At 48.6% G+C, this 17,237-nt stretch carries 7 protein-coding genes; 4 read left to right on the top strand and 3 right to left on the bottom strand.

The window, feature by feature from the left end; translation table 11 throughout:
• Positions 1-30: 30 nt before the first annotated feature.
• From QNM19_RS23275 to QNM19_RS23260, 4 genes are all read left to right on the top strand, one after another.
• Entirely contained in the window at positions 31-7,665 is a 7,635-nt protein-coding gene (locus QNM19_RS23275) for a PKD domain-containing protein (protein WP_284027268.1), read from the top strand.
• Positions 7,666-8,400: 735 nt separating this feature from the next.
• Entirely contained in the window at positions 8,401-12,780 is a 4,380-nt protein-coding gene (locus QNM19_RS23270; RefSeq protein ID WP_156202190.1) for a leucine-rich repeat domain-containing protein, read from the top strand.
• 257 nt (positions 12,781-13,037) lie between these two features.
• Positions 13,038-13,670: a 2OG-Fe dioxygenase family protein gene (locus QNM19_RS23265; RefSeq protein WP_010386136.1), complete on the top strand. Its 633-nt coding sequence runs from the start codon at positions 13,038-13,040 to the stop codon at positions 13,668-13,670.
• A 9-nt stretch (positions 13,671-13,679) separates the two neighbouring features.
• Positions 13,680-14,918 (top strand): cysteine desulfurase-like protein, encoded by a 1,239-nt coding sequence (locus tag QNM19_RS23260; protein ID WP_049863697.1) that lies wholly within the window; start codon positions 13,680-13,682, stop codon positions 14,916-14,918.
• A 37-nt stretch (positions 14,919-14,955) separates the two neighbouring features.
• Here QNM19_RS23260 and QNM19_RS23255 read toward each other — a convergent pair whose 3' ends face one another.
• From QNM19_RS23255 to ntrC, 3 genes are all read right to left on the bottom strand, one after another.
• Positions 14,956-15,414, bottom strand: coding sequence for a cyclic nucleotide-binding domain-containing protein (locus QNM19_RS23255; protein ID WP_010386139.1), 459 nt, complete (start codon positions 15,412-15,414; stop codon positions 14,956-14,958).
• Positions 15,415-15,529: 115 nt separating this feature from the next.
• Positions 15,530-15,706, bottom strand: a complete 177-nt coding sequence (locus tag QNM19_RS23250; protein WP_155946308.1) for a hypothetical protein — start codon at positions 15,704-15,706, stop codon at positions 15,530-15,532.
• Between the two features lie 108 nt (positions 15,707-15,814).
• Entirely contained in the window at positions 15,815-17,215 is a 1,401-nt protein-coding gene (ntrC, locus tag QNM19_RS23245) for a nitrogen regulation protein NR(I) (RefSeq protein ID WP_058796885.1), read from the bottom strand.
• Between the last annotated feature and the right edge of the window lie 22 nt (positions 17,216-17,237).

The following is a 17,237-nucleotide window of genomic DNA, read 5'->3' as shown; positions in this document are numbered from 1 at the left end:
TTTACAGCAGGGATAAAAATGAGAGAGTTTATGAGTCTCAGGCTATACAGTCTGACCTTTGTCACGGCGTTGGCCCTGACCTTAAGCGGCTGCGGCGGTGGCGGCGATAGCGGTGGGGCCGGGTCAGCCAAGCAGACAGGTACATCAGGCAATCCTCAACCTAAGTCGGAAAACCCTAAACCCACGCCGGATAATCAGCTCCCTCAAGTCAGTATTGGGGAGGTGGCAGAGCAGCTGGAGCAGAATGCGTTTTCGCTGACAGCGAATGCCAGTGATGACGGCGAGATTGCGAGCTACGCGTGGTCTCATAATTCCTCACTTCAGCTCTCGGAAGCAGATATAAATACAGCGTCACCGACTTATATCATCCCGGATATTAAGCAAGATGTCACTATCACGTTTACTGTTACCGTGACCGATGATAAGGGCGCGACTAACAGTACCAGCAAAGAAGTGCTGGTGAAGCGAAAAGTACACTCAGTAACACTAAACGGCTTGGTGACCGACGAACCTATTGCCAACGCAAATGTAACAATCAGCACTGGCAGCGTCGAGGCGCGGGTGACGGCTTCCGGAGAAGGCCGTTACACCGCAACTCTGATAGTTGACGAAAGCGAAGCGAACAACCCGGTGCACATATTGGCTACGGGTGTCGGTGCACAACAGAGCGTTGAATTTGTTTCGGTGTTAAATTCAGTGGCCATACTGACTGAGCAGGCTGGTGAAGATGGCATACTGGACAAAGAAGAAAACTTTGCTGTGAATATCACCAATGTGACCACTGCCGAATATGCCCTGATGACACGCACAGGTGCACCGTTGACAACGGATGCAGAATTGGACCAAGCGTTACTAAATGTAGATGCTGACGAGAAGATCACCCTCGCATCTCTGATTAAGATTGTGGTTGATAACGACGGTTACGCTTTGCCTGAGGGGGTCAATTCAACGTTAGATCTGGTTGCTGATGAACAAACGGCTCTGGTGTTTGAAGATGAAGTCAATGCGTCCGATCCGAACCTTATTGAAAACACTAAGAAAGACATCAAAGAAGACGCTGATCTGATTGACGACTCTGTAACGTTGCTCAATGGTGACTTTATCCTGCAAGCTGTGAAACACTATGATGCGCGCCCTTACCATATCAGCCTGAATGGATCTGGTTTAGGGTCCGTGTCTGCTATCAACACGGTCGAAATTGAAGGCTGGGCACAGGAAAACAGCACAGTGTCGATCACACTGAAAGAGCCCCTGCACATATCTTTGAAGGAAAATCATTCCGATCGCTCTGTATTCATCAGCTCGCTTGAACTGACCATATTGGCAGAGAATGACGTGTTCAGAACGGTAGATGTTCAGGAACAAGGCTGGACCACGACCACTGAAAACCCTGCGACGTTGGTAGAATATAGCAGAGCATTTACCAGTAACCTGTTAAGTAAATCGAAAACGGCGCAGCCCAGTGCAGAGGAGCTGGTGGGTGTGTGGTATATGGACATCACAGACGCCGATGGCACGACAGAAAAAGATCCCCCACAGCATTTTGAGTTTAAAGCAGATGGCAAGGTCATCGCACTGGACGACCCGGATGTTGACGAAGAGATTAGTTGGCGACTGGACGGCAACGCGTTGGTGATAGATTATCAGGATCCGCAAAAGTCAGGCGCTATCACTGTCTGGTTTACCAAAAAACTGGGAGCCGGTTATCAGATAGTTACACTGAATACCAGCACAGCGCAATGGCCGGACACTGAGTTTGGTTTGCTGATAGCTGCACAACAAGATTTGGCTCTGAGCAAAGACACCGCAGCAGGTCGCTGGCATGGCCTTATTGGGCGCACGTCGCGTTACGATATGGACTTGTTTGATTCCGGGAAAACGGTTTTTAACATGTCTTCTGATGAGTCAATCTGGTACGTCAAAGGGGGCGAACTATATCGAGACTATTTCCGGTCAAGCACCTGGCCGGGCCCCGAAGACTGCAATATGAGCTCCCCGCAATGTACGCTTACTGCACGAATCAAGTATCAACTGGTCGCGGTGTCAGGAGATTATCGTTATGTGGTACAGACTTTTGATAATTATAACAGGGCCGGTGAACCTATTTATTCAGGATCGAATCTCTTCATTTACCAGTACAGTGAAACCATTGAGCAGCAAGAATTTTTCCCCAGAAATATGGCGAGGAGACAGCAGTTTTGGGAGCACAATGATGAAGGACGCTGGCTGGAGGTGACGTTTGGCACCGATTATGCCTCTGACGCTGAAAATCAGCTCATCATAGACGGGTTGGCGTATCCCACCGTTTTAAGCGCTGGTAAGTTGTCATTCACTATGGGTGACGAAGAATACCTGGTCGAGCTGCTGGCTTATGATGCACAAAAAATACAGGTGTGTGTGTACCTAGCGACAAACGGGTGCCGGGCAGCAGATCAACGAGACTGGTTCTATGAGCCAACCCGGTTTGTCGTGACCGCCAGTTCAGGAGAACACGGTGAGGTGCACCCGGAATACCAGGAGATCATAGAGGGCCAGCAGGCAGAGTTATTTGTTTGGCCGGACATGGATTATGTGCTCGATACCATTGAGGGCTGTGATGGTGAGTGGACTGAGGGCCGCTATGTGATCCCTGCAGTAACACAATCTTGTGAGATCTCGGTGACTTTTATGCCTCCGCCAGCTCTGGCTGCCATGGCCGGTGTGACCGATCCCGTGCTTGCCCGGTGTCTGAATCGGATATCCGCGCGCTCACATGAAGAGGTCACTGAGTTGTGGTGTTTTGAAGGCGAGCAAATTGAATCACTTGCTGGGCTGAATAATCTGACTGCGTTGCAGACTCTGTACCTGGACTCGGTAGCGGAAGCTGAGCTGGACTTGTCCGGGTTGACTGAGCTCACTGCATTAGAAATTTCGAACAGTCGCAATGGACTCACCGGGCTGACCGTCGCTCATCCAGAGCAGCTGGTTGAGCTGAACTTAAGCTATAATGAGTTAAACGATGCACAGCTGGCTGACTTGGATTTAGCTCGTTTTACAGGACTAAAGTGGCTCACCTTGTCGGGCAATCAGCTGACGGCGTTGGACGCAGCTTCCTGGCCCCAGTTAATCGATCTGAATGTGAATAGTAACGTGCTGTCCATACTGAAAGTCAGTGAAAATACGCATTTGCAGAGACTTTATGCTGCTTCGAATACACTCTTTCAACTCGATATTTCAACCAATATAGTCCTTGAGGATGTAGATGTTGATTATAATGAACTGACCCAGCTGATCCTGGGGGAGCACCCGATGCTGACGTCGTTCACTGCCAACGGAAACCACTTAAATGGACTGTCATTGGCTAACATGACGGCACTGCAATCTCTGCATGTCAGTGAGAACCCCCTTGTTAGCCTTGATACTTCTCAAAACCCTGAGTTGACCTTGCTTGCGGTCAGCGACACGGACTTGGCCAGCTTAGATTTGTCGCATAACAGCAACTTGTTAACACTGAAAGCGGAGAGCTTAGACCTGCTGAGCGAACTGGACCTGAAAGAAAACAGCCGTCTGACAGAGCTATTTGTAAGTTACAACGATCACTGGCAAAGCCTGGCTCTCCCTGAGGAGCCGGTGCTGGAGTTGTTAGATATTCTGGATGCCCCCGGTTTGTTCAACAGGCTGGATAAAGCAGCGTTAGTCCAGCTAAAAACGCTTAGTATGCGCGGCGAAAGTGCCGATAAGATTGATTTCACTCAGTATGCGCATCTGAACTCTTTAACATGGATTGAGGGGGGACTAACACAAATAGACTTGTCCGAAATATCGCCACTGTCTTCGCTGAATTTGAGTGGTAACCCACTCACAGAGATCGACCTGAGTGCGCAACCCAAATTAGAGCAGCTGATGCTTACCGGGACGGATTTAACCAGCCTGGACACCAGCACACTATCTGAGCTAAGAGGGCTTGACGTCGATTCAACACCACTCGTTAATTTGGAGCTTGGAAACAACCCTGCATTAAACTACGTATCCGCGAGTGATACAAACATAAGCACGGTGTCAGGTATCGAAATGCTGGTTAATAAATGGGTGAACATCAACCTGTGGAACGCCCCATTGACTGAAGACACCCGGCACTATCTGGAAAACTTAGAAGATGAACAAGGGTATACCGGGCTAAACTTCTTCAGGGGCAATACTGTTGCACTAGATGTGACTGGCCCAGGTGACGTTGTTCTAGAGCGGGATCCGGTTGACATTGGGCTTGGTTATGCCGCTTACTTTAGCGCACAAGAGGGCTATATGCTGGGTAACGTCAGCGGGTGTCCCGGGCGGTGGGAGTCGGGAAACTTTATTATGGATTCCCTGACTCAAAGCTGCACCTTGCAGGTAACATTCATCGAATTCGTGCCGCTCTCTGAATTAGCCGGGATTGAGGATCCTGGGTTGAGTACCTGCGTCGATAACTCGGGATATCAGTTACCGGAACAGGTTACTAATCTCAACTGTTATGGCGATGCGACGATTAGTCCTTTTTCAGAGTTGGCAGTGTTTCCAAATTTAACGGCAATTAAGTTAAGTTATGACGCGCTGACAGCATTTGATCTCAGTGCTATCCCGGCTTTAACCGCTCTCTATGTGAATAGTAAGATAACAGCATTGTCGCTGCATCCGGATGCTCAGCTGAAGGAGCTGGGCCTGTCATACCTTGGGTTGACGGACGATGAACTGGCAGCACTTGACCTGTCTCGATTTACTGCTCTGGAAATGCTCCATATATCGGGCAATCAGCTCACACACTTTGATGGTGCAGCTTTTCCCAACCTAAAAAACCTGAATGTGAACGATAACCATTTAACGCGGTTAAATGTACGAGGTAATGCGTTGTTATCAGAGCTGCGCTTGGACAATAATCCACTAACGTCTCTGGACCTTTCGGCAAATACACAGCTCAACGCACTGTTTGTGCGAAACTTACCTCAATTGGCTACCTTGGATCTCAGCCATAATCAGCAGCTACAGGTACTGAATGTTGCAGATAACCCAGCATGGGAAAGCGTATCGCTAACTGCTTTACCTCAGTTATATTTTTTGAATGCGTCAGGAAGTACTGAGGTTTTTAGTGAGATTGCTCAGACCCCTTTGCCCGCAATTCAGAAATTATACCTGGATGGGGTTGATCCGATGCAGATAACACTGACAGGCTTTCCCGAACTGACATACCTTTCATGGCGCAATGCTGGCCTGACAGAGCTGGATTTATCTGTTAATGAGCATTTAACGGGGCTAGACCTGTCGGGTAATCCGCTTCAGGAGATAGATCTGAGCGAAAATGCGCAGTTGGAACGGCTTGAGCTCAAAGAGACCGCCTTAACCAGTCTGGACATCAGTGCACTTTCCACGTTGTTTGAGTTAAACATAGAAAAGAGTCAGATAACGTCTCTGGTGTTTGGTACCCTCCCTGAGTTGTATTGGGTAGAGGCTGCAAATGGCGCGCTGGAAAACGTATCCGGAATCGAACATTTGGATAATGGGGTGCACATTGACTTACGTGGCAACCCGCTGGATGATGCGCTCTGGCCGTATCTGGAGGCGCTGAAACACCAGCAGGGCTATACCCAGTTACAGTTTGATTCTGAGTACCTGGTTACAGTAGAGTTATCAGGTCCTGGTCAGGCTTATATTTATACTTACACAGATGAAGACGCACCATATAAAGTGATTGAATTTTTACCTGATGCCGGCCATATGCTTGGCGAGGTGAGCGGTTGCCCGGGTCGTTGGCTGGGGGAAGCCTATCGGCTGGAACCGCTGACGGAGCATTGCACCCTAACAGTCACATTTGTCGAGTTTGTCCCGCTTTCTGAGCAAGCCAATATCAGTGATCCCGGCTTAAGCGCCTGCGTAGATAAAGCCAACTATAACAGTCTTGGAGCAGTTACTGGATTAAGTTGTTATGAAGAAGTCGATCCCAGCAAGCTTTCAGAATTAGCTGCGTTTACAAACCTGACAGCACTGTATTTAGAGAAGCTGACTGCTTCTGAACTGGACGTAAGTGCGCTCCCCGGGCTGACGGACCTGGCAGTTGATTGGGTTAAACTCAGTACGCTGACTGTGCACCCGGATACGCAGTTAAAGTCACTGCAATTAACCAATCAGGAATTGACTGACAGTGAGTTGAGCAGGCTCGATTTAGCGCGTTTCGTACACCTGGAACGACTTGAACTGTTTGGCAATCGCTTCACTGAGTTTAACGGAGATGCCTTTCCCGATTTGGTGGTACTAAAGTTAGGGTGGGGTGAGCTCGAAACACTGAAAATTGATCAGAATACAGCATTGCAGGCTCTGTACGTTAGCTCGAACCAGCTAACTCACCTGGATATTTCGGCAAATACCCAACTAGTCAGAGTTTATGTGGATAGCAATCAACTGACTGAGATGGTGACTGGCACACATCCACACTTAACCGATCTGGATGTAAGATATAATGAACTCGGCGGGTTATCCCTGGGTAATATGCCACAGCTCAATAAGCTGTATGTGAGCAACAACCCGCTTGTTGAGTTAAACGTATTGGCTAACCCAGAGTTGCAGGAGTTGTTCCTTGACAATGTACACCTGACAAAGCTGGATCTGTCTGCAAACACTGAGTTAAGAGAACTACATGCTGTAAATTTAAGCCAACTCAGTAGCCTGGACTTGAGCCACAATACAAAGCTTGAAGTGCTTGATGTTGCGTCCAATCCTGGCTGGGAACAGATCTCCGTACAGGCTTTGCCGGGTTTACGTTACTTAGGCGTTTCAGAGAACCCAGTGCTTCTGGAGCAGGTAACCGCTCTGCCTTTACCCTCATTGCGTGAATTACATATTAGTCAGATTGGCCAGCAGCATGTTAACTTGTCAAATTTCCCTGAATTGCAAAACCTGACATGGCGTGATGCGGATCTGACTGATGTAGATCTATCGGCATTGACACAGTTACGTTATTTGATTCTGTCTAATAACCCGTTATTGGCGCTTGATGTCAGCCAGAACCCAGAACTGGCGACGCTTGTTCTGTACAGCACCGCATTGACTGAAATCGACGTCTCCGCGTTGCAGAAACTACAGCACTTAGAGATTACTAACAGTCCATTACAGACCATCGATCTTAACCAGAATATGCGACTGAGTTCGCTTAATCTGTATCGTACATTAGTCACAGAGCTTGATATCAGTCAGCTTAGTCGCCTTCAGAGCCTATCCATCAGTAACACGAAGATCACTGAACTAAACCTGCAAAATAATCCGCTAATTTGGCATGTGAATGCTATTGGCGGCTCGCTAGTCTCAGTATCAGGTATTGAAGCGGTTACAAATAAAGGCGCCTATCTAAACCTTACCAGTAACCCGTTGAATGAAGAGACGGTCACTTATCTGACAAACACACAGGCACTGGGTTACGAAAACCTGGCGTTTAGTATTGGATCTCTGGCCTCTATTCAATTGACGGGCGAAGGTGGTGTCAGTACCTCTTGGGTAGAGTTGAGTGTGGGGGAAACTTATCCTATCCAACTGTATCCTGACTTTGGATATCAGGTTGGCAGTGTAAGCGGCTGCCCGGGAGAGCTGGGTTGGAACATCTATTTACTGGGACCACTTGAGGGATACTGCGCGTTACAGGTTGAGTTCATCCCGTTACCGTGAGCGAATAAGCGCAATCGTGATGGTATTTGCCCCGAAAAGGGCAGCATTGACAGGGCCTGGTTTCCAGACCCTGTTTTTTATCTTACCTGTTTGGGGCGCCGTTATCATTGTGATTGGGCTTGCTATGTACTGAATTTGTATTTTTTAGAAGTATTATTTCCATTTTGTGGGTGAAGTAAGAAATTAAAAGTCAAAACTTCCCATTGAATAGACCAAGACCTCCGTTAAATCGTCATCCTTAGACGAGAGCAAAGTGACCGCAGTAAAGAAGAGATAGATCTACGTTGCTTCCATTATGGTGATATTGGCTCGGTTACTGAGTTAGTTAACCTTACCCGTTTGGAGACGCTGGGGCCTGTCTGTCACTGAGTTAGATCTGACGGCATACCGGCTCGGTTCACTGCAAGGCGACTGTGTGTTGCAGGTGGAATTTGTGCCCTTGTTATAATCGTCCGGTATTGCGGTTCTTTGAAATGTAAACGACATTGTCACAGAACTGAAGCCAAACCAGGCCTTGCTCACAAAGTCCAGTTTTTTGCACCAGCCCCTTTCCATCATCATAGTATTATCAATAGGTTACATTGTTAATCACCCGCAATAAAAATAATTGCCTTTTATGCATCTGTTGAAAAAATAGAAACGATGTTAATATGGATGTTGAAAATGCGCTACAACAGCGATTAGACACAACATAATACTACGAGGATGGATAGCCTCGATGCAGGAAGTATAATAATGATTAGAATTAAGGGGTTAATGGCTACAGGCCAAAGTGGGTGGCCACTTACTGTGGCTTTAGCGTTCGCACTGAGCGGGTGTGGAGGGGGCAGTGACAACACGGGATCAGACTCAGGTTCTGACTCTGACTCAGGTCAAGGCACTGTCATACCTAAACAGAATCAGGCGCCGGTGGTGAGCATCGCAGCTTTGTCTGAACAAAAAGAGCGCCTCGCATTTTCACTAACAGCCAGTGCAAGCGACTCTGATGGTAAAGTGGCCAGTTACGCGTGGTCTCACAGTTCATCGCTTTCTTTGACAGAAGTAGGCACGGACACGGCCACGCCGACTTACACGGTACCAGATATCCACGAAGATACGACTATTACCTTTACGGTGATGGTGACTGACGATCAGGGGGCGACTCAGCAATCTAGTCAAAGTGTGCTGATCAAGCGTAATACAGCGTCAGTTACCCTGAATGGACGCGTGACGGATGAGCCGATTGCTCATGCTGATGTGGTTGTGTCTGCGGGCGGTGCTGAGGTACAGGTCAAGGCAAACGGAGAAGGCCTGTATTCTGCAACATTGGTTGTCGATGAGAGTGAGGCAAACTACCCGGTCATGATTTCAGCAACCGGTGTGGATGCACAGAGCCAGGTGGAGTTTGTTTCTGTGCTGAATTCCATGGCACAGTTGGTGCAACAAGCGGGTGAAGATGGTCAGCTTGATAAGACAGAGAACTTTGGCGTTAATGTCACGAACGTTTCGACTGCGGAATATGCGTTAATGGCGCGCGCAGGTGCTGCGCCGACCAGTGATGCCGAATTAAACCAGGCGTTATTAAATGTCGATGCCGACGAAAAAATGTCGCTGGCTTCGTTGATTAAGATTGTTGTTGATAATAGTGATTATAGCCTCCCTGAAGGCGTGAAGACGACATTGGATTTGGTCGATGACGAGCACACCGCTCAACAATTTGAGAATGACGTCAATGCTGCAGATCCTGCGCTGATTGAGTCGACGAAGGCTGCAATAAAGCAAGATGTTGACCTGATTGACGACACGACTACCCCTGTTGGGGGCGAGTTTATTCTGCAAGCCGTGAAACACTTCAATGCTGCTGCATATCATGTTAGCTTGAGCGATTCTGGAAAAGGTACGCTGTCCGCAATCAATACCGTGGAGGTCAAAAGCTGGAAACAAGATAACAACACAGTCCAGATCACCCTGGCGGAGCCGCTACACATCTCAACCCGGGTGAGTGATCCAGCACACTCTGTCTACATTGATTCACTGGAAATGACGATTCTGGCGGAAAATGCCGTGTTCAGAACGGTCGACATTGTTGAACAGGGCATCGCTGTTTTCGGCGGGAATGACCCATATACAGAACCATATGAAAAAGCCTATACCAGTAATTTGCTGGATAAAGGGATGACCCTGGCCCTGCCGGGTGACGAAGAGATGCAGGGTTTGTGGCATATTGAGGTGCGCGAAAGCGATGGTCAAACTGGTCGTGGTTTCCCGGATCAGTATCAGCTGGAGCAGAATGGAGAAATCTCTACCCCCATTGTGGATCCCAAGAGAGAGGTACTGGCCTGGCGGGTAAATGGCAATACGCTTGAGGTTGACTATCGAGCGGGCGAGCACACTGTGACAGAGGTGTTCTGGATAACCAAAAAGCTCGGAGCGGCTTATCAATATGTCAGCCTGGCCAAGGGGGAGGCTGGCATGGCAGATACGCGCTATGGGATCCTGGTCAAACAGCAGCCGGAGGCGGTATTCACCGACAACAACGTGGTTGGTCGTTGGCAGGGGTTCATTGGCATGAACCAGGCCGCTTTCGATATGGATCTATTTAGCAGTGGTGAGCTGTATATTGATACTTTTGACTGGCAATATGCCTGGCGTGTCGACAAGGGTGAGTTAATACGAGAACGCTACAGATATGACGAAAATTACGGCATAAGCACCTCAGAGTGTAAGCCAAATATGCCAGACTGCACTTTGCAGGCTAAAGTTACACACCAGTTAGTAGCACAATCTGATGATTACTATTATGTAAGTCGTCAGTTTGAACGGTTTGATAGTGAGGGTAACACAACCTCTTTGTACCACAGTTTGCTGGTCTATCACTACACCCCCGAAATAACGCAAACCGAGTTCTTGCCAAGCAATCTGGATGAGGCTCACTATATGTGGGCACAAAATGAGACTTCGGGTTGGTACGAGGTGATTTTTGGACCTATTTATTGGGATTCTGATAGTCGCAAAGATCAGTTGGTTATCGATGGTGTTGTGTATCAGTACGCATTAGAAGATGGTAAGTTAGCCATCATGCTCGACGAGCAACTGCATTATGTGGAGCTCCTGAATTATGACGTTAGGGGTATGCAGATCTGTCTATATGCTGCCAGCCAGGGGTGTCAGGAGTCTGATAAGCAACAGTGGTATTACGACTTTGATGGTTACGCGATCACGACTCAGACGATAGGTCAGGGCAATTTTTATCCCGCCTATCAGGAAATCCCTGAAGGACACTCTGCGCATGTCTATGTTGAGCCCGAGGCAGGTTATATGCTGCAGAGCATCACTGGCTGTGATGGTGAACTATCCGAGCCGAGTTATCACATTCCAGTACGTGATACGGATTGTGAAATTACCGCCACTTTTGTTGAAAAGCCCAATCTGGCAGAGCTGGCCGGTATCACGGATCTCCGCCTCGCAGAGTGCGTAAACAAGATGTCAGTGCAGTCTCTTCAGGAAATTACCTCACTATCTTGTGTACCGGATGACGCTATCCAGTCACTGAACGGGTTGAATAATTTGACTGGGTTACAAGAGCTGACACTTGGCTTTGTGGCTGTCACCGAGCTCGACCTGTCTGGTTTGAGCCAACTGACATCTCTCAGCATTGAGGGGAGCGTACATGGTATTTCTGCCTTGACTGTGTCTCACCCAGAGCAGCTACTGGAGCTGAAATTGCAAAGTGCTGGGTTGAATGATGAGACGCTGGCATCGCTAGGTTTGGCACGTTTCACAGCACTGCATCGACTGGATTTATCCGGCAATGCGCTAAGCACGTTCGACGCACAAAGCTGGCCCGATTTGACAACCCTGATATTGTCAGACAACCGACTCGAAGGACTTAACCTTGAGCACAATCTTCAGTTACATGACCTGAATGTCAGCATGAATTCGCTGAGTGCGCTGAGTATTGAAAACAATGTGCAGCTGCGTTATTTGGACGCCAGTTGGAACGCATTAGCGCAGTTGGACATGACTGAGAATACCGCACTGTACGGTGTGGAGCTTTCTGGAAATCACTTAACACAAGTATTGGCCGGTGAACATCCTATGCTGAGCAGGTTCATTGCTGGACAGAATAGACTCACAGCAGTGCAGCTGGAAGGAATGCCAGGGTTAAATGAGCTAGAGCTACATTATAATAATCTGACACAGCTGGATGTTGCTCATAATCCTAACTTGGAGATGCTCTATATTAGCGCTACACAACTCGACCAGTTGGACCTGTCCGCTAATCGTAAGTTGCTATTGCTTTACGTTGACAGCATGCCGTTTCTGGCCGAGTTAGATCTGAGTCAGAACTCGCAGCTGACAAACCTGGACATTAGCAACAATGGTCGCTTACAGTCTCTCACACTGGCTGATGGATTGCAGCTTGAATATCTGAATGTGGGTTATAGCCCTCTGTTGGTGAGTCAGTTGGGGCAGTTCAATGGCGGCCAGCTATCTACTTTGGATATCAGTGGAGTTGATGCTCGTTGGGTGGACCTGGCGCAGTATCCGAATCTGATATCATTAGTCTGGCAGCGGGCCGCACTGGAGCAGATTGATTTGTCCAGCCTGACCAGACTCCAAAATCTGGCCGTCGGTCATAATCCACTAACGCAAATTGATTTGAGCCATAACATTGAATTGGATAGCCTGTCTTTTTCCTACACGTCCATTACCGAATTAGATTTGCAGCATAACCCGCGCCTGCAATATGTCTATACGCAGGCCAACGCACTGCATTCAGTAACCGGGATTGAGGCGATAGAGAATAAAGATGTACAGCTGGATCTTGGCTTAAACCCGCTCAGTAATGATACCGTTTCTTACCTGTTACAGTTGGAAAACGACGGGTACTATAACCTGACTTACAGTCAATCTTCTCTGGCTGAGATTGCTATCACAGGGCAGGGCAGTGTCAGTGAGTCTGCTGTAGAGCTTGACAACAATCAGTCTCTGGAACTTATCTTGCAGCCAGATGCTGGTCATCAGGTTGGTCGTGTCACAGGTTGTCCGGGCGAGTTAATGGGCACGATTTATCGACTTGGCCCACTGCAAGGTTTCTGTGTGTTGCAGGTGGAATTTGTGCCGCTACCATAACCCTGTACTCACCCAGCGTTTTGCAACGTCACCCAGATTGCCACAACGCTGACGCTAAAACAGGACTTTGCGTGCAAAGTCCTGTTTTTGTATGCAGTAAACACTGAACTTTCAGCTTGTGTATTTTTGATTTAAAAAATTGCAAAAAACAGGCTAATTATTCTTTTAAACCGACTAAATAGACAGATTCAAAATCACAATTCCCCTTTAAATGGATTAAGATCTCCGCCAAATTGTCATCCCTAGGCGAGAGCAAAATGACCGCAGTAAACAACCAGAATTTGCTACAACTTCGTTTTATTCAACAAACGCACATCGATGCGGTTAAACCTTCGTTTAACCGTCTGCCAGATAACCCTTATGCGGATGGTGCATTCCGTAAACGTCGTTATTCCGTATTGAAATTTGCCAATGGTGAAGTGGCTTTACAGCCGACTAAAGCTTTTGTGCAGGACGACTCAATCAACACCTTTCAGGGCAACATTGAGCGCGTTTATGAAAATCTGGAAGCAGACCTGATCCACAGTGAAGGCTTTAAGCACCTGCTGAATGAGTTTAGAGCAATGACAGGTATCAGCGATGAGCGTGATATTGAAGTGCATCAGTTCCGCATGCTGGCCATTGAGAGTGATACACCGCCAGCACCAGAGGGCGTACATCAGGATGGTTTTGATCATGTGTGCGTATGTGGTGTGTCGCATGAGAACATCGCGGGTGGTGAGCTGCTGGTATACGAGCACAAAGACGCTGAGCCATGTTTTAAGATGGAGATCAAAGATGGTCTGTTTGCCCTGGTCAATGACCGTGAGGTTTGGCACAACGCGACGCCAATGAACAAGCTGGATGCCACGCAGACCGGGTATCTGGACTGTTTTGTGTTTACCGCGTAAGAGGCCATTATGAATCTGAATCAAGTGCGTCGTCAGTTTCCTGCCCTGATGCAACAAGTGGCAGGCCGTTCCCCTATTTTCCTGGATGGCCCGGGTGGCTCACAAGTGCCACAGTCTGTGCTGAGTGCCATGTCTGCGTATCTGGGTTACTTTAACTCCAACCTGGGTGGAGCCTTCTTCTCCAGTGATAAAACCGTCGAGCTGATGGACAATGCGCGTCAGGCGGTGGCGGACTTGCTCAATGCGCCAGCCAAAGAGCAGATTGTTTTTGGTGCCAACATGACCAGCCTGACGTTTAGCTTTAGTCGCGCGATTTCACGCGACTGGCAGGCCGGTGATGAAGTCATTGTTACCAATGCAGATCATTACTCCAATGTCTCGTCATGGCGTCAGGCTGCTGAGGACAAAGGGGCGAGTGTACATGCAGTGAAGGTGAATGAAGCCGATTGCACGCTGGATATGGCGCATTTCCGTAGCCTGCTCAACAGCAAAACTAAACTGGTGGCAGTGACCTATGCGTCTAATACCACCGGCTCAATTAATGACATCAAAGAGATCGTCGAGCTGGCGCACCAGGTTGGTGCACTGGTATATGTCGATGCCGTGCACTATGCACCTCATGAGCTGATCGATGTACAGGCGCTGGACTGTGACTTCCTGGCGTGCTCTGTTTATAAGTTCTTTGGTCCACATGTCGGTGTGGTATACGGTAAAATGGCCCATCTGGCCGGCTTTACGCCGTACAAAGTCGAACCTGCAAAAGATGTGGTACCGGGTCGTTGGGAAACGGGCACTCAGAGCTTTGAAGGCCTGGCGGGTGTTGTGGCGGCCATTGACTATATTGCCTCGCTGAGTGGATTACCTGAAGATACCCCGCGACGTGAACTTCTGGGTGTGGCTTTTGCCAATACTAAAGCCCATGAAATGGCTTTAAGCGAACACTTCTTGTCACGTCTGCAGGCATTTCCGCAAATCCGTTTGTATGGTATCAAAGACATGGCGCGCCTTGCCGAGCGGACCCCTACGTTTGCATTGACCTTTGATGGCATCGCACCGCGTGCTGTGTCTGAATACCTGGGTAAGCAACATATTTGTGTATGGGATGGTAACTTTTATGCGCAGGGCTTATGTGAGCAACTGGGTGTGATGGAAAGTGGTGGTGTTGTGCGTATCGGTTGTATGCACTACAACACAATTGAAGAGCTGGACACCTTGTTCGGACACTTCGAAGCATTACTGGCACAGTAATACTAAAGAGGCGCCTGAGGGCGCCTTTTTTGAGCGCTCATAAATGGTCTTCAATATAATGGTTGAGTTGACTGATCCGCGCGCTCATCCCTTCAATGATCTTATCTTTGATTTTTTCTCTGATCACATTAGGCAAACGTGTCAGTGCATCGGGTGTAATCGCCAGCAGGATGGTGTCTTTGCATGCCAGCGCGCTGGTGCTGCGTTCCCGGTGAGAAATAAAAGCGCCTTCTCCGAGAAATTCACCGGGGCCGACCCGGCCAATGGCATGGTGCTGATCCTGGTTGTAGATTGACAGCTCTCCGCTGAGCACAATGTACAGGCGATTATCTTTATCAAAACGCCGAAATGCATGTCTGTCTTTGCTGACCAGATACAGGTGGCTAAAGGATTCGAGCAGCACCTGGCGCTCGGACAGGGTAAACTCTTTGAAAAAGGTGAGTCTGTTGAGAATTTCCAACTGTTTGATCAGTGGGATATGCTCCAGTAATTTCATGGTATAAAGCAAGTTCAGATCATTATGACTGCATAGTGCTTGCTTTTTACAATGGGGTCAAGGCGCAAGCCGGTGCAGAAACTGCCGGGCTGTTGCTCGGCAGTCAGGTGCATATTTAGCAGCCCGGATCATACGGAGAAGTTGGGCAAGTTAGTCCCTGATAGGTCATACATCCAGGGTTGTATGGCGAGCTGGCATACATGCCGCCTGCAGCTTGTGGCGTCAGTTCCTGAGCCAATGGGGTTTTGTTATTCAGGCGTTTGAGCGATTTTTTCTGTAAGCTGATTTTCATAGTCGTTCCTTAAATGTTGTAGTTTTAGTGTGCAAAGTGCACCTATTAAAAGTACGAGTTCAAGCTTTTAGGAACAAGTGATGTTTTTTCATACAGACGACGCTTTTCTCAGGTAAAATTACGTTCCTTCAATTTGCGAGTCAGGGTATTACGGCCCCAGCCAATTTTCAGTGCCGCCTCTTGTTTATGACCATGGCATACGGCCAGTGCAGTTTTGATCAGGCGGGTTTCCAGCTGAGCCTGTACCTGAGGCCAGATGTCTTCTTTGCCCTGATGGAGTTCCTGTTCCAGCCAGTTTTGAAAGGCATCCAGCCAGTCGCCTTCGATGGTGTCCACTGCGGTGGTTTTGATTGGCTGGTTCAGCTCTTCTGGCAGATCGGCAACATTGATAACATCACCGGGTGCCATCACTGTTAACCAACGACAGCTGTTTTCAAGCTGACGCACGTTACCTGGCCAGTGAAATGCCTGCATAACATGCAGCGCTTCGGTTGTTAGTATTTTGCAAGGCACTTTTAACTCTTTGGCACTGCGCACGAGAAAGTTCTCACTCAGTTTGGCAATGTCTTCTCGGCGTTCACGCAGCGGCGGCAGCTTAAGCCGCACGACATTCAGGCGGTGGAATAAGTCTTCACGAAACTCCCCTTGTTCTACCAGGCGCTCCAGGTCCTGATGGGTGGCCGCAATGATCCGCACGTCGACCTTAACACTGTGATGGCCGCCGACCCGATAAAACTCGCCATCAGCCAGCACTCTGAGCAGGCGGGTTTGCACATCCAGTGGCATGTCGCCGATTTCATCCAGAAACAGCGTACCGCCATTGGCCTGCTCAAATCGTCCGCGGCGTATGCTGTCTGCACCGGTAAAGGCGCCTTTTTCGTGTCCAAAGAGCTCAGATTCAACGAGGTCTTTGGGAATGGCTGCCATATTTAGTGCGATAAACGGCTGCTCCCGGCGCGGACTGTGGTTGTGCAAAGCGCCTGCCACCAGTTCTTTACCTGTGCCCGACTCTCCATTGATCAATACGCTCATGCTGGAGACAGAGAGTTTACCAATGGCGCGGAAAACTTCCTGCATGGCCGGCGCCTCACCAATGATATCGGGCTGTTTTGCATTGTTGCTGGGGCGCTTCGCTTTGTTATTTTGTGAGCTGGCCTGATAAGCGCGTTCTACCAAAGAGACGGCTTCGTCTAGATCAAACGGTTTGGCAAGATATTCAAACGCCCCTTTTTGAAAGGCATTGACCGCAGAATCGAGATCGGAATGGGCGGTCATGATGATCACCGGGAGGTTGGGGTGCTGCTCTGCGATTTCTTCCAGCAAAGCCATGCCATCTATGCCGGGCATTCTGACGTCTGAGATCAATACTGCAGGCTGATCATAGGTCAGTGCGGTGAGTACATCCTGGCCATTAGAGAAACTCTCAGTTTGAAAGTCTGCACGCGCCAGCGCTTTTTCCAGAACAAAGCGAATAGATGCATCATCATCGACAAGCCAAACATTTTTCATGGTGTGATCCCACTTCTCAAAA

Origin of the sequence: Pseudoalteromonas ardens (assembly GCF_030125445.1) — a bacterium.
GTDB classification, from domain to species: Bacteria; Pseudomonadota; Gammaproteobacteria; order Enterobacterales; family Alteromonadaceae; genus Pseudoalteromonas; species Pseudoalteromonas ardens.
The sequence above is the reverse complement of the archived record's forward strand: the minus strand, read 5'-3'. Positions and strand labels throughout refer to the sequence as shown.